General features: G+C 59.6%; 19 protein-coding genes and 1 other RNA gene. 4 read left to right on the top strand and 16 right to left on the bottom strand.

From position 1 onward, the window contains the following. Positions 1–149: 149 nt before the first annotated feature. From rpsA to aroA, 3 genes are all read right to left on the bottom strand, one after another. Positions 150–1,844, bottom strand: a complete 1,695-nt coding sequence (gene rpsA / locus IEV53_RS01480) for a 30S ribosomal protein S1 (RefSeq protein ID WP_188424894.1) — start codon at positions 1,842–1,844, stop codon at positions 150–152. Between the two features lie 344 nt (positions 1,845–2,188). Next, entirely contained in the window at positions 2,189–2,821 is a 633-nt protein-coding gene (cmk, locus tag IEV53_RS01475) for a (d)CMP kinase (protein ID WP_188424891.1), read from the bottom strand. Next, positions 2,821–4,164: a 3-phosphoshikimate 1-carboxyvinyltransferase gene (gene aroA / locus IEV53_RS01470; protein ID WP_229719472.1), complete on the bottom strand. Its 1,344-nt coding sequence runs from the start codon at positions 4,162–4,164 to the stop codon at positions 2,821–2,823. The genes cmk and aroA overlap by 1 nt, the downstream gene beginning before the upstream one ends. A gap of 183 nt (positions 4,165–4,347) precedes the next feature. Between aroA and IEV53_RS01465 the strand changes: the two genes are divergently transcribed. Together IEV53_RS01465 and IEV53_RS01460 are read left to right on the top strand one after the other, a co-directional pair. Then, on the top strand, positions 4,348–4,674 hold the full coding sequence (locus IEV53_RS01465; RefSeq protein WP_188424887.1) for an FYDLN acid domain-containing protein: 327 nt from the start codon (positions 4,348–4,350) through the stop codon (positions 4,672–4,674). A 44-nt stretch (positions 4,675–4,718) separates the two neighbouring features. Beyond that, complete coding sequence (locus IEV53_RS01460; protein WP_188424885.1) at positions 4,719–5,237, top strand: hypothetical protein; 519 nt, start codon at positions 4,719–4,721, stop codon at positions 5,235–5,237. Positions 5,238–5,262: 25 nt separating this feature from the next. On the opposite strand, the gene IEV53_RS01455 is transcribed toward IEV53_RS01460, so the two are convergent. From IEV53_RS01455 to IEV53_RS01415, 9 genes are all read right to left on the bottom strand, one after another. Further along, positions 5,263–7,164, bottom strand: a complete 1,902-nt coding sequence (locus IEV53_RS01455) for a glycosyltransferase family 2 protein (protein ID WP_188424883.1) — start codon at positions 7,162–7,164, stop codon at positions 5,263–5,265. 22 nt (positions 7,165–7,186) lie between these two features. Further along, positions 7,187–7,948: an SDR family oxidoreductase gene (locus IEV53_RS01450; protein ID WP_188424881.1), complete on the bottom strand. Its 762-nt coding sequence runs from the start codon at positions 7,946–7,948 to the stop codon at positions 7,187–7,189. Then, complete coding sequence (recR, locus tag IEV53_RS01445) at positions 7,945–8,544, bottom strand: recombination mediator RecR (protein ID WP_229719471.1); 600 nt, start codon at positions 8,542–8,544, stop codon at positions 7,945–7,947. The genes IEV53_RS01450 and recR overlap by 4 nt, the downstream gene beginning before the upstream one ends. Before the next feature lie 25 nt (positions 8,545–8,569). After that, a complete protein-coding gene (locus tag IEV53_RS01440) occupies positions 8,570–8,893 on the bottom strand; it encodes a YbaB/EbfC family nucleoid-associated protein (RefSeq protein ID WP_188424879.1) in 324 nt (107 codons plus the stop codon). Positions 8,894–8,911: 18 nt separating this feature from the next. Beyond that, positions 8,912–10,966 carry a DNA polymerase III subunit gamma/tau gene (locus IEV53_RS01435; RefSeq protein ID WP_188424877.1) on the bottom strand — a complete coding sequence of 685 codons (2,055 nt, stop codon included), beginning with the start codon at positions 10,964–10,966 and terminating at the stop codon, positions 8,912–8,914. A gap of 32 nt (positions 10,967–10,998) precedes the next feature. Next, positions 10,999–11,095, bottom strand: an RNA gene (gene ffs / locus IEV53_RS01430) — signal recognition particle sRNA small type. 57 nt (positions 11,096–11,152) lie between these two features. Then, complete coding sequence (gene ggt / locus IEV53_RS01425; RefSeq protein ID WP_188425382.1) at positions 11,153–12,877, bottom strand: gamma-glutamyltransferase; 1,725 nt, start codon at positions 12,875–12,877, stop codon at positions 11,153–11,155. 109 nt (positions 12,878–12,986) lie between these two features. Then, a complete protein-coding gene (gene map / locus IEV53_RS01420; RefSeq protein ID WP_188425381.1) occupies positions 12,987–13,784 on the bottom strand; it encodes a type I methionyl aminopeptidase in 798 nt (265 codons plus the stop codon). Between the two features lie 122 nt (positions 13,785–13,906). After that, the gene (locus IEV53_RS01415; protein ID WP_229719529.1) at positions 13,907–14,935 is read right to left on the bottom strand and encodes a D-alanyl-D-alanine carboxypeptidase family protein; all 1,029 of its coding nucleotides are present in this window, start codon (positions 14,933–14,935) and stop codon (positions 13,907–13,909) included. A gap of 268 nt (positions 14,936–15,203) precedes the next feature. Here IEV53_RS01415 and clpS point away from each other — a divergent pair, with 268 nt between their 5' ends. Next, positions 15,204–15,632 (top strand): ATP-dependent Clp protease adapter ClpS, encoded by a 429-nt coding sequence (gene clpS, locus IEV53_RS01410; RefSeq protein WP_229719470.1) that lies wholly within the window; start codon positions 15,204–15,206, stop codon positions 15,630–15,632. Between the two features lie 120 nt (positions 15,633–15,752). Further along, positions 15,753–18,089: an ATP-dependent Clp protease ATP-binding subunit ClpA gene (clpA, locus tag IEV53_RS01405; protein ID WP_188424873.1), complete on the top strand. Its 2,337-nt coding sequence runs from the start codon at positions 15,753–15,755 to the stop codon at positions 18,087–18,089. A 54-nt stretch (positions 18,090–18,143) separates the two neighbouring features. On the opposite strand, the gene IEV53_RS01400 is transcribed toward clpA, so the two are convergent. The 4 genes from IEV53_RS01400 to IEV53_RS01385 form a co-directional block, all read right to left on the bottom strand. Beyond that, positions 18,144–18,623, bottom strand: coding sequence for a DUF3465 domain-containing protein (locus tag IEV53_RS01400; protein ID WP_188424871.1), 480 nt, complete (start codon positions 18,621–18,623; stop codon positions 18,144–18,146). Further along, a complete protein-coding gene (locus tag IEV53_RS01395) occupies positions 18,620–18,832 on the bottom strand; it encodes a hypervirulence associated TUDOR domain-containing protein (protein ID WP_188424869.1) in 213 nt (70 codons plus the stop codon). The genes IEV53_RS01400 and IEV53_RS01395 overlap by 4 nt, the downstream gene beginning before the upstream one ends. A 127-nt stretch (positions 18,833–18,959) precedes the next feature. Next, positions 18,960–19,700: an HAD family hydrolase gene (locus tag IEV53_RS01390; RefSeq protein WP_188424867.1), complete on the bottom strand. Its 741-nt coding sequence runs from the start codon at positions 19,698–19,700 to the stop codon at positions 18,960–18,962. Between the two features lie 651 nt (positions 19,701–20,351). Then, positions 20,352–21,056: an HAD family hydrolase gene (locus IEV53_RS01385; RefSeq protein WP_188424865.1), complete on the bottom strand. Its 705-nt coding sequence runs from the start codon at positions 21,054–21,056 to the stop codon at positions 20,352–20,354. Positions 21,057–21,142: the final 86 nt, after the last annotated feature.

Below are 21,142 nucleotides of genomic sequence, written 5' to 3'. Positions count from 1 at the left end.
GCCGATAAGATCGTGTCTAACCCAAAGACAGGAACTGCAAAAGTCTTCAGCAGAAGATTTTAGATGACGTTTACTATCTCGTTCACAAGAAAAAATAAAAGGGCTGCCGAAGCAGCCCTTTCATAGTGTTTCAGCAGAATGACTGCAGATTACACTTCGGTATTACGACGACGGATCGCCGCACCGAGGATGTCACCAAGCGATGCACCGCTGTCGGACGAACCGTATTCGTTGATAGCTGCCTTGTCTTCCTCGACCTCACGGCCACGGATGGTCAGAGCCAGCTTGCGCGAAGCGCGATCAACGGAAACAACCTTCGCATCGACCTTCTCGCCAACTGCGAAGCGCTCGGGGCGCTGCTCAGCCTTGTCGCGAGCCAGTTCGGCACGACGGATGAAGCCGGTCAGAACGTCGTCGACCTTCACTTCGATGCCGTTGGTCTGAACCGACGTCACGAGGCAGGTCACGATGTCGCCCTTGTGGACGCGCGACAGGGTATCGGCTGCCGGATCTTCCTGCAGCTGCTTGATGCCGAGCGAGATGCGCTCCTTTTCGGCGTCAACGTCGAGCACCTTGGCCTGAACGACCTGACCCTTCTCGAACTTGGCCATGGCTGCTTCGCCGGCTTCGTCCCAGGAGAGATCGGACATGTGCACCATGCCGTCGATATCGGCAGAGAGACCCACGAACAGACCGAATTCGGTGATGTTGCGGATTTCGCCTTCGATGGTCGAACCGACCTTGTGCTCTTCGGCGAACTGCTCCCACGGGTTGCGCTGAACCTGCTTCAAGCCGAGCGAGATACGACGCTTGGCGCTGTCCACGTCGAGAACCATGACGTCGACTTCCTGCGAGGTCGCGACAAGCTTGCCCGGATGGACGTTCTTCTTCGTCCAGGACATCTCGGAAACGTGTACCAGACCTTCGACGCCCGGCTCGAGCTCAACGAATGCACCGTAATCGGTGATGTTCGTGACGCGACCCGAGTAACGAGCACCCGGCGGATACTTGATCGCCACGTTCTCCCACGGATCAGCCTCAAGCTGCTTCATGCCCAGCGAGATGCGCTGCGTGTCGGAGTTGAAGCGGATGACCTGAACGCGAACCGGCATGCCGATCTGCAGCGCTTCGGACGGGTGGTTGATGCGCTTCCAGGCAATGTCGGTGACATGCAGGAGGCCATCGACGCCGCCGAGATCAACGAACGCACCGTAATCGGTGATGTTCTTGACCACGCCGTCGAGGATCATGCCTTCCTTCAGACCCTGGATCAGCTCGGAACGCTGCTCTGCACGGGTCTCTTCAAGAACGGCACGACGCGAGACAACGATGTTGCCACGGGCGCGATCCATCTTGAGGATCTGGAAAGGCTGGGGCTGACCCATGAGCGGAGCGACATCGCGCACGGGGCGGATATCGACCTGGCTGCCCGGAAGGAACGCCATGGCGCCGCCGAGATCAACCGTGAAGCCGCCCTTGACGCGACCATAGATTGTGCCGTTGACGCGCTGGTTGTTCGCGAATGCACGCTCGAGCGAGGTCCATGCCTCTTCACGACGGGCCTTCTCGCGCGACAGCACGATGGAGCCGTCACGGTCTTCGTAGCGCTCGACATAAAGCTCGATCACGTCGCCCGGACGAACGTCAGGCGCGGTGCCCGGCGGTCCGAATTCCTTGAGCGAAACGCGACCTTCGCTCTTGAGGCCGACATCAACAATCGCGAACTCATCCGTCAGGCGGATAACGCGACCGGTAACAACGGAGCCGTCAAAGCCCGTGTCCTGGCCGAGGGTCTCGTCAAGAAGAGCTGCAAAGTCTTCGACGGTGTTGGTGGCTGAAGCCATGTGTTTTCGTAATCCTGGGCCGATCGTGACGATCGGGCCAATGTCTGCGCCCGACACCCTGGCCGGACGGCGTGCTCATGAACATCGGTCCACCCATGAGCCTTCGGGAAAGAGAAAGGACGCCCGTTCAATTTTACGGAGCGAGCAAGCGCAGGGGACGTTACGCTGCATGACGTCAGACACCCGCAGCCGGGTGCTTGTCAATGGAAACCTCGGGATTCTGGCCGTTTTTGCCAATTCCCGCCCCGGAAACACCCCGATCACCCCCAGCCCTGCAAACAGGGCAAGGAGCTCTCAGGAGCAGATCTGCCGGAGACAGGTGGAGTCTCCTGACGGCAGATCAATCAGGCAGAAAAGCGCGACCTGACAACTGACAGCGCATGGGTGAGCACGGCCTTTGCGTCGAGATGATCCGTCTCGACCAGAACAGCATCATCGGCCTTGCGCAGCGGCGAGACGGGGCGCTCGGCATCCTTGCGATCGCGCGCCTCGATCTCTGCCGCCAGTTCCTCAAGCTCCGCCTGAACCGGATCAGCCATGCCATGCATCTGCTGATAGCGACGCAGCGCTCTCACGGCGGCGCTGGCCGTAACAAAGAACTTGAGATCGGCATCGGGAAAGACAACGGTTCCGATATCACGCCCGTCGATCACGGCGCCGCTTGCCATGGCGAATTCGCGCTGGCGCTTCAGCAGCGCCGCACGGACGGGAGGCTGTGTCGCGACAGCGCTTGCGCCACGATCGATTTCGGGAACCCGCAGATCGTTGCGCTGAAGGTCTTCAGGCTGCAGCGCATGAGCTGTCTGCTCGCCGCTATCTGCCGCAGGATCCAGCCCGGCGAGAATCATCTGTCGCGCTACCGCACGATAGAGAAGCCCCGTATCCAGATGAGGCAGATCAAGGGCGGCAGCAAGCGCCTTTGCAAGCGTGCCTTTGCCAGCAGCGGCAGGCCCGTCGACAGCAATGATGAGGCGCATCAGAGAACGGCCCCGAGCGCTGCCATCAGCGATACGAAGCCAGGGAAGCTCGTATTGATGAAGCCTGTATCGTCGACGAGCACCGGCTTTTCGGCAGCCAGCCCGAAGACAATCGCACTCATGGCCAGACGATGATCCATCTGTGTTTCCACAAGGCCGCCACCCAGACCTTCTGCGCTGCCACGCCCCTCGATGATCATGTCATCGCCCTCGACGCGCACATCGGCACCATTGGCCTTGAGCAGCGCGACAGTCGCAGAAAGACGATCACTCTCCTTGACGCGCAGCTCCTCAAGACCGCGCAGACGCGACGTGCCGCTGGCAAAAGCGCAGGCCACCGCCAGAACAGGATATTCATCGATCATCGACGGGGCACGATCGGCTGGCACATCGACACCACGCAGGGCGGCGCTGCGCACCACCAGATCGCCAACGGGCTCTCCCCCTTCGACGCGCTCGTTTTCAATGTCGAGCACAGCTCCCATTTCACGCAGCGTCGTGAAAAGACCGGTGCGCAGCGGGTTGAGCCCGACACCCGGCAGACGGATTTCCGAGCCCGGCACGAGGCTTGCCGCAACGATGGGGAATGCAGCAGATGACGGATCGGCGGGCACCACCACATCGCGGGCCACGAGACGCGCACGACCTTCGAGTGTGATGATGCGCCCGCCTGTCGGGGTCAGCCCGACATCCACACCGACACCGAAATGACGCAGCATGTTTTCGGTGTGGTCGCGCGTCGCAACCGGCTCTTCAACCCGTGTCCTGCCCTCGGCATTCAGACCAGCGAGCAGAATGGCGGATTTCACCTGAGCCGAAGCGACCGGCAGACAATAGGAGAGCGGCGTCGCCTCGCCCGTGCCGATAATGGCCATGGGCAGCTTTTCGCCAAGGCGGGTGGCAAAACAGGCACCATTACCTGCAAGAGGCTGGGTCACGCGGCGCATGGGACGTCCGCGGAGACTTGCATCGCCCGTCATGAAGCTGGTGATAGCATGGCTCGACAGAATGCCGGAAAGCAGGCGGGCCGCAGTGCCGGAATTACCCATATCGAGCACATCGGCTGGCTCCTGGAGGGCACCGACACCCTTGCCATCGATCACCCACTGATCGGCTTCACGTGTGATGGTCGCACCGAGCGCACGCATTGCGTCGGCGGTGCGCAGGACGTCTTCCCCCTCGAGCAGCCCCGTCACGACGGTGCGCCCCTCTGCAAGAGAGGCCAGCATCAGCGCCCTGTGGCTGATGGATTTGTCGCCAGGAACGCGAATCGTGCCACGAAGCGGGCCGGGATTGCGTGCAACGGAGAGAGGAATGACGGGGGCAGAAGGATGATGTTCCATGATAGCGTTCATTCCGATGCAGCGCCGCGGCTGTCAATTGCCGCGATCTGTTTTCCGGGTGGTTTTAGCATGAAAAACCGAGGTTGCATTTGACATGGCGAGCGCAAGCTGGCATGGCCCCGTGCTTCGCGGCTCAAGCCGCTCTTCTTTTTTCAACCGGTTCAGGATCGACAGGTAGTCATCATGGCAAAACCAGAACTCGGTCTGAAGCGCGTGTGCGTCTCTTGTGGCGCGCGTTTCTACGACCTGAATCGCGCTCCCGCGATTTGCCCGAAATGTGGCGCAGAGCAGCCCAGCGATCTGCCCCAGCCCAAGCGCGGCGGCGATATCCCCGCCGATCAGACTAAAGACTCTCCCAAGAGCGACGAAGAAGACATCGACGTCGATCTGGATGCAGATGATGACGATGATGATGACGTCATGGAAGACGCGTCTGATCTGGATGACGACGACGACGATCTCGGATCGGAAATCGAAGTCACCACAGACAACGACGACAACGAGAATTGATGTTATCGAGGAAAGCCGGTCTGACCGGCTTTTTTCTTTTGTGCATGGCCCCTTCCCCTTCTTTGGCAGAGACCGCGCATCAGTTACAGCAAGCCCTGAACGCCCAACCAAGCGCGACCAGGGTGCTGCAACAATATTGCCAGGGCCGTTTTCCCGGCCTTGCGCTTCAGGCCGTTGCACTACCGACCGGCCCTGACGCGCGCCCTCCTTCCGAACCTGAGCGTTTTGCCCTGCGAAAAGGGGAGACACTGCGCACACGGCATGTCAGCCTGCGCTGCGGCGCGCTGGTGCTCTCTGATGCCTGGAACTGGTACGTACCAGAGCGTCTGACGGCAGAAATGAATAAAGCGCTCGACAATTCGACAGAGCCGTTCGGCCATGTCGTCGCAAGTCTGCACTTCACCCGCCTGACCCTTTCCAGCGAGACCGGCAATCTGCCTCCGGGTGTTCTGCTACGCAATCGGGCTTTGCTTCTGAGGGGCGGAGACAGACTGCCTTTCTCTCTGGTTGAAGAAAGCTATCTGGCCGCAGGGTTCAACCATGTGGCTCTCCCGCCCGAGTGACACCCGGTCTGGAGGACGCAAGCCTTCAGATCATTTCTCTCTTATGGCCACGCAGTTCTCGCCATTCATCGACAAGCGCGCACCACCGCTCGCGCACATCTGCCGCTATCCGGTCATCATTCTGCATGATCTGCGCACTCTGCTCAACGAAGGCGACAGACTGGGACAGGAAACGACTTTCAATTTCAGCCTGAGCCGCAGCGACCCCCGGTATGGCAAGAAGACGTCTCATGCCCCGGTGAATATCATCAGCCAATACACGCCCAGGCTTGGGGCCATCTAGACTGAACCGCGTCGTGAAAAGGTCAAAGATACCGGGGTTGTTGTAGCGAAAATGCTTGTCTTTCAGAACACCGCTATTGTCATTTTCGCCCCGGGCGAATTTCCAGACATATTCTTCCAGAGACCGCACGTGATAATGACAGATAGAAGCATTGATTGTCGGCTTCGCCGCAAAATTGATGTCGTGATCGGTCAGATCGCAACTCTTCTGACGCTCGCCGTCGATCGTCATATAGGATACGAGCGCACGCTCACGAGACGTGGGATGATGGGCTGACGCACCGGAAAAAAGATTTGTCCGAAAAACGGTTTTGATGAGCGGGTGCGTCTCTGTCTCGACAAAGCGCTCTGCCGAGAGACCCGGCGCCCATGTCAAATGGCCGTTTGGCGTCAGTACACGCCATGACATTGCAATGGCCTCGGCTCCCTCACGCTCTCGATCAGCCAGCAGAGGGGGCAGACAGTAATCGACATCCGCGCCCGGAAGGACGACCTCGTCGAGATCGACCACGAGACACCAGCGGTAATCGAGTATCTCGGGCAAAATCATCAGGGCATGGTCATAAGCCTTGTCCTGCATGTTGATACGCCCTGGGGCCGCCCCGCTATTGTCGATCCAGATAATCTCGCCAGCAGCGGCGAGCGCGCGCAGCATGGCATCGGAGCCATCAGTCAGGTCATTGGTATAGATGAAAAACTGCTCAACACCGATACGCCGGTGATGGGCGATCCACTCAAGAAGATAGAGCCCCTCATCACGGGCAGTCGCCAGAAGGGCCAGTGTTCTGGTCGGTGCGATCGCGCGCCTGGCAGCGCTGAGTAATCCTGCTCCTCGGCAATGGACGCTCTTGCCGCGCATATTCTCCTTGAAACCCATGAAATCAAAGGAGGCATCGGCGCGCTGCATGGCCAGACGACGGCCTTGTCGGAAGTCGTTAAGGCGGCCGAAACCCTCTGCGAGCCATTTGGCCGTCGGCAGGGAAAAAAGCAGCCGCGCGCATTTCTGCGTAATCGGATTGTCCTGCCGCGTCAGGTCAGAAACGAAGAGCGTCGCAAATGCCTGGAGCGCCTCGGCGGTCAGAAGATCGCCCAGCAGATCGAGAAGAGCCGGGTGAAATGACGGTGGACACTCGAGAAGCGCATCAAGGAGCTGCTCGGAACTCTTCCTCCCCTGCAAGATGGCCGCAAACTGCGTCGCAAAATCATCCCATCGCGCGTTTGCGGGCAGTTCCACAGGCACGAGAGTGAAGCGCTCCCAGTCGGAAACGGCCGTGCGATCCGTAAAAATACGCCCGGTATCGATTTCCGCCGTGAGGAAATTGGGGTGCCCGAAACCTTTAAGGGCCATCTTCTCGCCCTGCTGCCTGATGGCGGAAAGCAAGGCAAATTCCGGTGTCCAGCCACCGCGCTGGAATGCAGAGCCCGCCTCAGGCCACTCGCCATTGGCGGTCACAAGCAATAGCAGACCAGGCGCGCAGGACCATCTCATGGCCAATGTCTGACGCGATGCGTCCTGAGGCGCACGGTGCGACAAGGTCAGGTTTTCAGAATCGAGACAAAGCACTGTCTGATGCTCTGTAACAACCTTGGAAATCGTGCAGATGACACGCTCACCATTGGTCATACGACACTGAAATGAGGTCATCTCGCCGGGTCCACCTTTTATATCAAGCGCGCCACTGTAGATGCTGACCGCCATCCAGCGCAATCATCTGCCCGGTTACTGATGGCATGCGCAGTAAAGCGGTCATGGCCGTGACAATTTCTTGCGGATCGGCACCCGTTTGCAGAGGCGCATTCTGACGCATTCGGGCAAAATGCTCATCACTCTGCCCGATAGCCGGCAGGACGGGGCCCGGGCCGATCGCATTGACACGAATACGCGGCGCAAGCGCGAGCGCCATGCTCTGGGTCAGAGTCCAGAGCCCTGCTTTCGAGAGCGTATAGCTGACGAAGTGCGGCGTCAGATTCCAGACACGCTGATCGAGAAGATTGAGCACCATGCCCTGGGCCGTCTCGGGCAGAGCGCGGGCGAAATCCTGCATCAGCACAAAAGGCGCCCGCAGATTGGTCTCCATGTGCCGATCCCACGACTCACGGGTCGCATCATGCCATTCGTCACGTTCGAAAACCGACGCATTGTTGATCAGCACACCAATCGGCCCGAGAGCCTTTGTAGCGTCACTCATCAGCGAGGCGACGTCGGCCTCTTTCGAAAGATCGGCTTCGAGCACACAGCCCGTGACGTCGAGCGTCGCCAGAAGCGCACGCGCTTCATCGGCATGACTGCGACAATGAAGCGCGATGGCGAAGCCCTCCTGCGCCAGAGCCTCGACGAGTGCCCTGCCAATACGCCTGACGCCTCCCGTCACCAGAGCGGCCCGCGGGATCAAGGGCGCAATATCGGCGCGTGGTGCGACATGTTTCATTGCGCAGGCCGCCTTGCTGAAAGAGCCGCTGCAAGCGTGCCGTCATCGAGCACATCCAGCGCGCCACCGATGGGCACACCGTGACCAACGCGTGTCACAGCAACCTTGTGAGCAGAGAGCTTTTCCTGCAACCAATGGGCTGTACTGGCGCCTTCCACTGTTGCCCCGAGCGCCAGAATGACCTCGCGCACCTCACCGGAAGCCACACGCGACAGAAGAGAGGCCGTATTGAGATCTTCCGGCCCCGTGCCCGAGAGCGCGGAAAGCACGCCGCCAAGCACCTGATACGTCCCGGGATGCAGACGCGAGCGTTCCAGCGCCCAGAGATCGCCCACCGTCTCGACCACACAAATCAATCCGTGATCGCGCGACGGATCGGCGCAGATACTGCAGGGGTCACTGCTATCGAGCGTGCCACAGATATGGCAGCTTCGCACTGAATGCGCAGCCGCTTCCATGGCCTGAGCAAGCGGGAGCAGCCTTGTCTGGGGTGAGCGCAGCAGCACCAGCGCGGCCCGCCTTGCGGAACGCGGCCCGAGACCAGGCAGGCGCGACAACAGCTGGATCAGCCTTTCAACATCGCCACCACCCATCATGACCCTGCGCTCCCTGTGGGGTTGATCAGAACGGGAATTTCAGACCGGCAGGCAGGTCGATGCCGCCGGTGACCTTGCGCATTTCTTCCGCATTGGCCGCTTCGACCTTGGTGCGTGCATCGGCAAAGGCGGCGATGATCAGATCCTGCAGCATCTCGACCTCATTCGGGTCAGCAAGCTTGGGGTCGATCCTGAGCGCGCGCATGTCGCCCTTGCCGCTCAGCGTGACACTGACCAGACCCGCACCCGAAACGCCCTCAACCGTCAGCGCATTGAGTGTGTTCTGAACGTCTTCCATGCGCGACTGCATCTGGGACGCCTGCTTCATCAGCCCTGCGAGATTCTTCATGGTGTTTGCTCCTTGAGACTAGAAAGAGGACCCGCCGCCGAAATCGTGCCAGTCATCATCATCCATCAGATCGGCATCGATCGGGGCAAAGTCCAGATCGGGGGCCACCGGCTCTGTCGCCCAGCTTTCGGGCGCCTCAAGCTCTTCGGGCGGCAACCCGTATTCATCGAGCGACAGATCCTTGGGTTCGCCGACACGGGCATCGGGAAAGACATCGAGAATGGCGCGCAGCAATGGATGAGCATGCAATTCCTCACGATGCAGAGCCACAATCTCCGCACCCTGCTCATCAAGCGTCGGCTCGCCTTCTTCCTGCGAGGTCTCGATCTGCCACTGACCCGGATAAACGCGTTCGAGCAGGGCCTGAAGCCGCGTTTCGATGCGCGGCGGCGTTCCACGCGCCATGCGCAGCACGACGCGCGGTGGCTCAAAGCGCACCAGATGCGCAGAATGGCGCAGGATACCGTGCAGCATCGCCTCTGACTCGCGCGCCACGAAGGCGACGATCTCACGCCACGAGCGCAAAGGCGGCGGCGGTGGATCGGCGCGCTCGCTCTCTGGCGGCGGCGGCGCTGGCGTCAGGATCGGCGCGGGCGCGAGGTCTGGCGTTTCATAGGCCACACCGCCATTGGCCACGAGACGCAGCGCGGCACGCGGGCGGTCATCGCCACCATCACCGGCTGGCCCTGCCATCGTCCCGCGAGCCGTCAGCCCCGCTCCGTCGTCAGATGTCTGGCCTGAGGGCAGGCCAGAGGCGCCGCCCTCCTGTCCATCTGCAGGCATCTGCATGACCAACCGTGCCAGACGATCGGGAGTCGGAAGTGTGCTGGCATAGCAAAGACGGATCAGCACCATCTCTGCTGCCGCACGCCGGTCTGGCGCCTGTTCGACTTCCTGAATGCCCTTGAGCAGGATCTGCCAGGCGCGCCCGAGCTCTGCATTGGGCAGACGATCGGCAAGAGACGCGCCACGATCACGCTCAGCCTCGGGCAGTTCGCGACTATGGCGAAGGCTCGGGATGGCCTTGAGACGCGAGATGATATGAATCAGATCGAGCAGATCAGTCAGCAGAATGCCGAGATCGGCACCCTGAGCATAGGCCTGGCCACTGATCGAAAGCGCCTGATCGGCCTTGCCCTGCATCAGCACTTCAAACAGGTCAAAGACAAGCTGGCGGTCTGCAAGCCCCAGCATGGCGCTGACCATGGGCGCTTCGATGCGCGCGGCACCTTCTCCCTCGCCCTGGGCAATCGCCTGATCGAGCAAGGAGAGGCCGTCGCGTACCGAACCATCGGCAGCACGCGCAATGAGCGAGAGCGCCTCATCGGCAAACGCGACCGATTCCTTTTCTGCAATACCGGCGAAATGCTGCATCAGCATTTCCTGTGGCACGCGACGCAGGTCGAAACGCTGACAGCGCGACAGCACGGTGACGGGCACCTTGCGCAGCTCTGTCGTCGCAAAAATGAACGTTACCTGCTCGGGAGGCTCTTCAAGCGTCTTCAGCAACGCATTGAATGCATTGCGCGAGAGCATGTGGACCTCATCGATGATGAAGACCTTCATACGCCCCTGCATGGGCCGGAAACGCGTTGCCTCGATGATTTCGCGGATATCGTCCACGCCGGTGCGCGAGGCCGCATCCATTTCCAGAACGTCGGGATGGCGATCGGCGAGTATGGCGGTGCAATTGGCGCACACGCCGCATGGATCAGCCGTAGGGCCGCCCTGACCGTCCACGCCAATACAGTTCAGAGCCCGCGCGATGATACGCGCGGTTGTGGTCTTGCCGACGCCACGCACCCCGGTGAGCATGAAGGCATGGGCCACGCGGCCCAGCTGGAAGGCCCGGCGCAGGATACGTACCGTGGCGTCCTGACCGATCAGATCATCGAAATGCTGGGGGCGATATTTGCGCGCCAGAACACGATAGGGCCCGCTTCGCTCTGCCGGTTTCTGCGGCTCGGGAGTCAGAATCGGTGTCGGCGCAGGAGGCGCATCGAAAAAACCGCCCTCTTCCATTGGGGGGAGCGGAATTTCTTCTGGGGTGGGGATATCGTCTGAAGGGGTCATGCGCGGAAAAGCGAGACCGGCTGCTTCAGAGGGTGGGAGGCCGAACACATGACCCGAACAAAACTCACTGCGGCTGCTTCCTTCCGGACCTGACCGGGTTCGCAAGCCGTCCGTCCAAGGCCGACCTCCCGGTGCAGGGTTAACACCATTCTGCCTCTCTTGCGCAAGAGGCAGGTGCAGGTTTTTTTACAACCCGCTCGCGCCGCCACCCTCATGACGACGATCCCAGCCGCCATAAAGCTTGCCGGTCTGCGCTGCAGCGACTGAAGGACGTCCGAAAAGGATACCCTCTGCAACACCCCATGGACGGTGGGGAGACAGCGAATAGCCTTCGAGTTGCAGGGCCTGCATGACGTCAGGACTGAGCGCACGCGGCTCCAGTTCGATGGCCACCGGCTTCCACTGCTCATGAATACGCGGCAGATCGACTGCCTGCTGGATATCCAGCCCGCCATCGATCACCCCGAGCACAACCGACAGCACGATGGTCGGAATGCGCGACCCGCCGGGACTGCCGATCACCATGAAAGGCTTGCCCTCATGAGAGATGATCGTGGGCGCCATGGAAGAAAGAGGCGTCTTGCCCGGCGCGATGGCATTAGCCTCGGAGCCGACAATGCCGAACATGTTGGCGCTGCCAGGCTTGGCCGAGAAATCATCCATCTCGTCATTGAGGAAGAAGCCCGTATCGCCACCGATCACACCGGCACCGAACCAGCCATTGAGCGTGTAGGTAGCCGAAATGGCAAAGCCCGAGCGATCGGCGACAGAAAACTGCGTCGTCTCGTGCTTTTCATGGGTGTCGCCTGCGGAGGGCTGCGCCGCCATGGGCATTGCAGCCCCGGCCACCAGAGCGTCAGAATTCAGCGCATGATCGAGGGGAATACCCTTGCGAATTTCGGCGGCATAAGCCGGGTCAATCAGATGGGCGACCGGATTTTTCACGAAATCAGGGTCGCCTAGGTCACGACGATCCGAATAGGCATGACGCATGGCTTCGACCTGACGCTGCACACCGGCCACGCTGCGTAGGCCAAGAGCCTTCATGTCATAGCCGGAGAGGATATCGAGCATCTCGCAAAGCGCGACCCCACCACCGCTCGGAGGGGGCGCCGTGTCGATGTCATAACCGCGATAGCTGCAATGGATCGGCGCAAACTCGCGCGGGTGATAGGCTGCAAAATCGGCAAGGGTCAGAATACCCCCGCTTTCCTTGCTCGCCGCGACGACCTGCCGGGCAATCTCGCCCTTGTAGAAAACATCGGCACCCGATTGCGCGATACTGCGCAGCGTCTTTGCAAGCGCCTTTTGAACCAGGCGGTCGCCTTTCTGGAGCGGGGTGCCATCGGGGCGCAAGAAAATGCCACGCGCATGGGCATCCTTCTGAAAGGCCTCCGTGCTGGTATGGAGCAGATCGGCATCACCCTGCCCCAGCACGAATCCCTTCTCGGCCAGAGCAATCGCCGGTGCCATGACCTTCGCACGGCTGAGCTTGCCCCATCGGTGATGAATTTCCTCTAGCCCTGCAACGGTACCGGGCACGCCTATGGCACGCCAGCCCTCGATCGACGCCTTCTGGTCCACCTTGCCCTGGGCATCCTGATACATCGTGGGCGTCGCTGCGCCCGGCGCATGTTCGCGAAAATCGATGAATGTCGTTTTGCCATCCGGCAGGCGCAGGGTCATGAACCCGCCGCCGCCGATATTACCCGCAGCCGGGTAAACAACAGCCAGCGCATAGCCGACAGCGACCGCTGCATCAGCTGCGTTCCCGCCAGCGGCGAGAATCTGGCGCCCGGCTTCGGAAGCAAGATGCTGCGCCGACACCACCATGCCCCGTGTCCCCTCGACCGGCCTGGCCGGTTTCAGCTCGGGATTGACTGTCCCGAAGGCCAGCGGATCGTAGGGCATCGCAGCCGGAGCTGCGAGGGACAGGCTCGGCAGGGAAATACCGGCGAGAAGGAACGACAGGGCTGCCGTCCGGGTGCAGACACGCTTCACGTAGATCGTTCCTTACCGTTCAGCCCAGCTTGTACGGGGGCTTGGTGTAACCAGCGGGTGAAAGTGTGAAAATCTCGCATCCATCGCGTGTGACGGCAAGCATGTGCTCGAACTGCGCTGAAAGGGAGCGGTCACGCGTAACAGCTGTCCAGCCATCCTCAAGCGTCTTTGTACCTTCCTTGCCGAGATTGAGCATGGGCTCGATGGTAAAGACCATACCTTCCTGCAGTTTCAGCCCCTTGCCGGGCTTGCCGTAATGAACGACCTGCGGTTCTGCGTGAAATTCGCGCCCGATGCCATGGCCGCAGAAATCGCGCACGACCGAGAGACGCAGCCCTTCGGCAAAGCTCTGTATGGCATGGCCGACATCACCCAGCGTCTTGCCCGGGGCGACTTCGGCAATACCGAGCATCAGCGCCTTGTAGGTCGCATCGACGAGGTTGACAGCCTTACGCGGCACAGCCCCGACCAGATACATGCGTGACGTGTCACCATACCAGCCATCAAGAATCGAGGTGACGTCGATATTGACGATATCACCATCCTTCAGAAGGCGTTCACCAGGAATGCCGTGACAGACAACGTGATTGATCGAGATGCAGCAGGATTTGGGAAAGCCGCGATAGTTCAGCGGCGCCGGAATCGCACCGTGATCGAGCGTGTACTCATGAATCAGCCGGTTGAGATCGTCGGTCTTGGCACCCGGCACCACATAGGGCGTGATCATGTCGAGCGTCGCAGCTGCCAGCTGCCCCGCCTTTCTCAGACCGACAAAATCTTCCTCGGTGTGGATGGGAACCCCATGATACGACTCCATACTGTCCATGCGCTGATTTCACCTCCTGCTGAATTCTGTCATCTTGCAAAGAATTCAGAGAAAATGCGCGCCCGAGGCGTCAGGGGCAAGATCAACGCCGCGTTTTTTCGCGGCGTCCGGGTTCAGCCCTTCTGGTGACGGGATTTTTTCTTCGTCGCAACGACATGGCGTGAGGTCGCCATGCGCACATTGGCGCTGGCGACAGTGTGATGCCTGGCACCATGCGCAACCGGCTGGTAGCGGCGCGGACCCGTCGGCGCCTCGGCCACCTCGAAGACGGCGCTCGACCCACCCGAGGCATGACCACGGCGACGCACATTGCGCGCCAGCACTGTGGGCTGATGCAACGGCGCCATGGGTGCCACGCCTTCAGATGCGAAACCCTGATCGAGAATATTGGCCATCATGGCGTTGCGCTGCGGATTGGAGCGCGCACCCAGCACCACGCCTACCAGACGGACATTGCTGCGCTGGGCCGAGGTGATGAGGTTATGACCTGCCAGATCCGTATATCCCGTCTTCATGCCATCTGCCCCTGCATAGGTCTTGAGCATGGGATTATGGTTGGGGATCATGCGCCCGTGAAAAGCGAACATCGGCGTCGAGAAGTAATGGTAATATTCGGGAAAATCCTGAACGAGATGCTGTGCGAGCATCGACAGGTCGCGGGCCGTCGTCACCTGATCGGGGTCAGGCAGGCCTGACGCATTACGGAACGTCGTGTTGGACATGCCGAGCGCGCGCGCCTGCTGCGTCATCATATTGGCAAAACGCACTTCATCGCCGCCACCAAGCAGTTCGCCCAGAGCGCAGGCAGCATCGTTGGCCGATTTCGTGACGAGCCCGAGAATCGCCTGCTGCACCACAAAACGCGTACCAGGCACAAGACCGAGCTTCGACGGTGCCTGGGTCGAGGCATGGATCGAGACGGGCACCGTGGTGTCAGGCGTGATTTCGCCAGCCTTCAGGGCACGAAACGCCATATAGAGCGTCATGAGCTTGGTCAGCGACGCCGGATAGCGCTGGAGATCGGGATCGACCTGCGACAGCACGGCACCGCTATTGACGTCGACGACATAGGAACTGATGTGACCGGCATACTGGGCGTGCGCCACTTTCGGCACGGCAACCACACCAGCGCTCAGGCACATGCCCAGCGCCGTGCGCGTGAACACAACCCATTTGCGCGTCTTACCCGCATTCTCAGCCTTCTGGAGGCGTTTCTTCTTTGCGGATTGCATGCAGTAGGTCACTTGTGCCCCCGGTTCACTGGCGGTTTTCCCATCATAGACAGACGCCTTTCCTGTCGTCCACGATCATCTGCGCCAATTGCGGGAAAAATAAGGTAAACGGCGCCTTCAGCGGAAATCTGGCGGTTTGTTCCGCGTTAGATCTTTGCGATCGACGTTTTCATCCCATATGCTCCTGACCATGCACTACCGCGCCACGACCACCGAGACCTTTATCTCGCCCGGCTTTACTTCCGGCGCGCCTGCGCTTGTCCGCGCCTCCACCCCGGATGAGCCGCCCAGCAAGGATGGCGGCAACGACGAATCGCATATCAGCGTCGTCATCCAGGCACGACCCGAGACACGCCGTCCGGCGATGTACAAGGTTTTGATGCTGAATGACGATTACACACCGATGGAATTCGTTGTGCACGTTCTGGAACGCTTTTTTTCCAAATCGCGCGAAGAAGCGACGAATATCATGCTCAATGTTCACAAGAAGGGCGTCGGCATCTGCGGTGTCTTCACCTTCGAAGTGGCCGAGAGCAAGGTGACACAGGTGATGGATCTCGCCCGGCAGAACCAGCACCCGCTGCAATGTATGATCGAAAAGGCCTGATCGCGCCCCTTGTCGGCCATCAGTCCCTGAAACCACATAGAGAGTATTCTTTTTCTAAACCAAGATAAGCCTACATCCAGTCCTGTTGGCCCGTCACGCCTGACCCAAAGGAGCGCCCCCATGTTGTCTCGTATGCTCGAACAGACGCTCCATCGCGCCCTCACCCTCGCCGGAGAACGGCGACATGAATATGCGACCCTCGAACATCTTCTTCTGGCCCTGACCGAAGACACCGACTCGGTAACTGTCTTCAAGGCCTGCGGTATCGACCTCGAAAAGCTGCGCACCGACCTCACGGAATTCCTCGACAAGGACCTTGCGGGCCTTGCCTCCGAGCGCCCGACCGAGCCCAAACCCACTGCCGCTTTCCAGCGTGTGATCCAGCGCGCGGCCATTCATGTGCAATCGACCGGTCGTGATGAGGTAACCGGCGCCAATGTGCTGGTGGCCCTTTTTGCCGAGCGCGAGAGCCATGCCGTGTATTTCCTGCAGCTGCAGGACATGACGCGTCTCGATGCTGTCAATTTCATCTCGCATGGCATTGCCAAGGCCCCCGATAAGTCGAGCCGTCGCACCCCCACCGGGTCGCGTGACAAGGAAGAGGGCGAGCGGGAAGAAAAACAGGGCAAAGCCGCCAAGCCGCAGGAAGCGCTGGCCGCCTATTGCGTCGACCTCAACAAGCGCGCTGAAGACGGCAAGATCGATCCGCTGATCGGGCGCGACAATGAGGTCGAACGTACCATTCAGATCCTGTGCCGCCGCACCAAGAACAACCCGCTTTATGTAGGTGATCCGGGTGTCGGCAAGACGGCCATTGCCGAAGGCCTGGCCAAGCGCATTGTCGAAGGTGACGTGCCTGAAGTCCTGCTGGATGCGACGATCTTCTCACTCGACATGGGCGCGCTGCTGGCTGGCACGCGCTATCGTGGCGATTTCGAAGAACGCCTCAAGGCAGTGGTCACCGAACTGGACCAGACACCGGGCGGCATTCTCTTCATCGACGAGATCCACACGGTTATCGGCGCGGGCGCGACATCGGGCGGGGCAATGGACGCCTCGAACCTGCTCAAGCCTGCCCTCGCCGCTGGCACGCTGCGTTGCATCGGGTCGACCACCTACAAGGAATATCGCCAGCATTTCGAGAAGGATCGCGCCCTTGTGCGTCGCTTCCAGAAAATCGATGTGCCGGAGCCCTCGATCAGCGACACCATCAAGATCCTGCGCGGGCTGAAGGGCAATTACGAGCGCCATCACAAGGTGCGTTACACCGATGATGCCCTCAAGGCGGCGGTCGAGCTTTCGGCAAAATACATGCATGACCGCAAGCTGCCGGACAAGGCGATCGATATCATCGATGAGGCTGGCGCTTCACGTATGCTTCTGCCCGAGAGCAAGCGTCGCAAGACAGTCACGCTCAAGGACATCGAAGAAATCGTGGCCAAGATTGCGCGCATCCCGCCCAAATCGGTCTCGACCGATGACCGCGAGACGCTGCGCCTGCTCTCGCGCGACCTCAAGAACATGGTGTTCGGTCAGGATCGCGCCATCGAGGTCCTCACCTCGGCCATCAAGCTGGCGCGCGCCGGTCTGCGTGATCCCGAGAAGCCGATCGGCAATTACCTGTTCTCCGGCCCGACCGGTGTCGGCAAGACGGAGGTTGCCAAGCAGCTCGCGTCGTCACTTGGCATCGAACTGATCCGTTTCGATATGTCGGAATATATGGAGCGCCACTCCATTTCCCGCCTGATCGGCGCGCCACCAGGCTATGTAGGCTTCGATCAGGGTGGTCTGCTGACAGATGCCATCGACCAGCACCCTCATGCCGTGCTGCTGCTCGACGAGATCGAAAAGGCGCATCCCGAACTCTATAATATCCTGCTGCAGGTCATGGATCATGGCCGTCTGACCGATCACAACGGCAAGACAATCGATTTCCGCAATGTCATCCTGATCATGACGACCAATGCAGGCGCTGCCGATCTGAGCAAGGAGGCCGTTGGGTTCGGACGTACCGATCGCGTGGGTGAGGACGAGGACGCCATCAAGCGGCTCTTCACCCCCGAGTTCCGCAATCGTCTGGATGCGATCATCCCGTTTGCCAATCTCACCCCCGAGACCGTCGGACGCGTAGTGGAGAAGTTCGTGCTGCAGCTTGAGGCGCAGCTTGCTGACCGCCACGTCACGATTGAAATCACCTCTGCGGCCAAGGAGTGGCTGGCTGAACGTGGTTATGACCGTCACTATGGCGCCAGACCGCTTGGACGTGTCATTCAGGACAATATCAAGAAGCCTCTTGCAGAAGAGTTGCTCTTCGGTGCGCTGGTCAATGGTGGCGCGGTGCGTATTGGCTTGAAGGACAATGCGCTCAATTTCGAGTTCCTCGAGGCCACGCCCGCAGCGAGCAAGACAGGCGAAGAGGATTCCGATGAGCGGTCGGAAGCAGCCAGCAATAATTGAGACCCGATAACCCGGACCTCAATAAAAAAGCGGTGGGGAAACCCACCGCTTTTTTTATTCGTATCGCTTTCCATTGACCTGAACATAGCCGGGGCTCGCCCAATGTCGCCCTGTTCCATGATGAGTCCAGTCGATGCCCTGACTACGGGCTGAATCGAAATAGTAGCGCCCGACAACTTCAACCGGGTCACCCGGCCTGACCCAAGGCCAGTCTGGCGCCTGCATGCGATCAAGATCAGACACGATGCGTATCTGACGGCCTGGCGCCACCTGCATGACGAAATAGCCATGCACCCCGCTTCGCGTACGGCGCGATCTCTGCGTCACAGAAACCACCTCGCCACAAACATGCTCAGGAAGGTCAACGCGTGTCGGCCCGGTTTGCAGAAATCCCGCCTGATCGGAGAGGAATTTCTGGTTGTCGCATTGCACCGACGCGACCTGCGCCTGCGCCACACCCGACGACAATGTGGCCAGAAGCCCTGCGGCCAGTAGCTTACGCCCGTGACGGAGGGAAAGATGAGAGATCTTCATTTCTTGTGCAGTGTCTCCGGCTTGTGTGCCGCCTTGGCGCCCGTCTTGTCGCTCTCGACGAGAATTTTGGGATCATCTTTCGATGCCTTGATCTCGTTCTTCTTGATCTTCATGGGCTTGGTCACTGTTTTGACCACATGACCTTCGGTTTCGCCATTGCTGGTCTTCCAGGTGACATCGTCACCTTTTTTGAAGTCTTTTGCCGACATGAGCCAGATCCTTGCTGTGTATGGCGCGAACGCTCGTAACGGCACCGATGTTTCCAGACGGAGTAAGGCCCCCATAAAAAAAGCCGCCCAAGGCGGGCGGCTTTTCCAGAGACTATCCAGTAAGGGCTCAGGCGGCGATGGGACGATCGCTGGTCTGTGCGTCAAGGATCTGACGGAGGATCTGCGGGAACTCCGAAAGATGACCAATACGCAGCAGGCCCGGCCAGCTCGGGGCAGGCTTGTCCAGATCGCGCAGCAGTACGCAGGCCATGCCAGCACGACGGGCCGCTTCGGCGCCTGTGTCTGAATCTTCCAGCACGATGCAATGCTCGGGGCCAACGCCTTCGAGCTCGGCAGCATGGAGATAGAGATCCGGGCGGGGCTTAGGCATATCGAGGTCACGACCCGAATGGATACGCTCTTCCTCAAGCAATTCATCGAGACCCGTGCTGGAGAACTTGGCCTCCATCTCAGCACCCGAGGAGTTGGAGCCAATGCGGATGGGCAAGCCGAGATCATGAACGCTCTGCAGCATTTCATGCGCGCCATCGATGGTTTCGGCCTCTGTCTCCATCATTTTGACGATGCGGTCCTGCATCATCATGTCCCAGTCTGCGGGCATTTCCTTGCCGGTCTCACGACCGATGCGTTCACCGATCTTGACCAGTTCACCGCCGGTGAAAATCTTGTGGGCCTCTTCATTCGAGAGATCCCAGCCATGGTGACGGGCTTCTTCGGCCATCTTGGCGGTTGAGAGATGCTCACCATCAACAAGCACACCGTCACAGTCGAAAATGACGAGCTTCAGGGAGCCGTCTTCGCGAATGGCGGCAGGGATATCGGTGGCATGGGCGGGGGCTACGGTCATGGCATTGTCCTTTTCGAGGCATGCACGCGTGTCATCGGACACAGCCTGCATTCAGGTTTGGGGGCAATCACGAAATCGTGTGTATGACCTTAAGATAGTCACCAGAAAGCATAATTCAAGGAAAAAATGTCAAACAATGTCGAAAATATGAATTTTTCAGAAATTTTTCCTGTCATTTGAGGCGGTTGCCACGCGCATTCAGACGCACCACACTTGTTGTGATACTGACTTTTCATTTGTTACTTTTTTATGAAATCGCAAATTAGGCATAATTCTATTTTTTATTTGTATCTACTGTATTTATACATCGATACACAGATGACCGTCGATTTTTATTCGTCGCAAATCTGCCAGTTCAAGCAACCACGCGGTCGCTCTTCAAGTGTTCGCCGTAACACCGACATTGCTAGAAAAGCGCTCGCTCAGCTTTGCAGTTTCGCAACGATCAGGTGAAATTTTTGTCGTACTTTGTCATGCCGCCTTAATAGGTTTGCCCTGCATCGGCGGAACGATAAGAGGGGCGACTCTGGGCAGATGCCGCGAATTGCAGTGATTGGCCTCAGCTGAAGCGCTCATTCCGCGGCGCGAAACTGCTCCGGATAATCGGCGCTGGTGCACTGCAGAAAAAGATCAGGGATCTCGCCCGATGCGTCAGCGGGCGTAGCGCATGAGATAGTCCTGCACGACAGAGAGATCACTTACGATTGCCAAGGCTTTTTCCCTTATCTCATCGGTTGGCTCAATCATATCGGGCACCACAATGACGCGCATCCCCGCCGCAAGAGCGGCGTGAGCGCCATTCGTCGAATCTTCCAGAGCCAGGCAGAGCTCGGGAGCTACACCGATGCGCGAGGCCGCGACGAGATAGGGGTCGGGCGCAGGCTTGCCACGTGTGACATCATCACGGCTTACGATAGCGTCAAACCGATCGATAAGCGCAACGCGACGCAACTGGTCTTCAGTGCGGTCGCGCCCTGAAGACGTGGCGATAGCCCGGGGAATATGCCGCGCATCCAGAAGATCGAGCAGTGCAACGACGCCAGGCTTGACCGCGAGGCGTCCGTCACTGATGAACCGGCGCAGATGCTCCGCCTGCAAGGCAAAAAACCGCTCTGACGGAAAGGCCTCTCCAAAGGTGTCACGCAACAGAGCGGCACAACCATCCTCAGGCACCCCGATCATGCGCTTGCAGAAAGCGAGTGTCAGATCGTAACCGAGATCGCGCCCGGCACAGATCAGGGCCTCCATCGCCAGTGTCTCACTGTCGAGAAGCAGTCCATCCATATCGAAAATGACACCGCGTACAGAAATCTGCGGGGTGGTAACCAGATGGCCGGGCAAGTTGGGGGCGGGCATTCATTCCCTCATAACGTCAAAAAAACCTGCCGGAACGCCTCTGTCACATGGCCCAGACACCGGAGCGGGCCTAGGCGATTGACTGC

Origin of the sequence: Asaia siamensis, from assembly GCF_014635085.1 — a bacterium.
GTDB classification, from domain to species: domain Bacteria; phylum Pseudomonadota; class Alphaproteobacteria; order Acetobacterales; family Acetobacteraceae; genus Asaia; species Asaia siamensis.
This window is presented reverse-complemented; position numbering and strand designations above follow the sequence as displayed.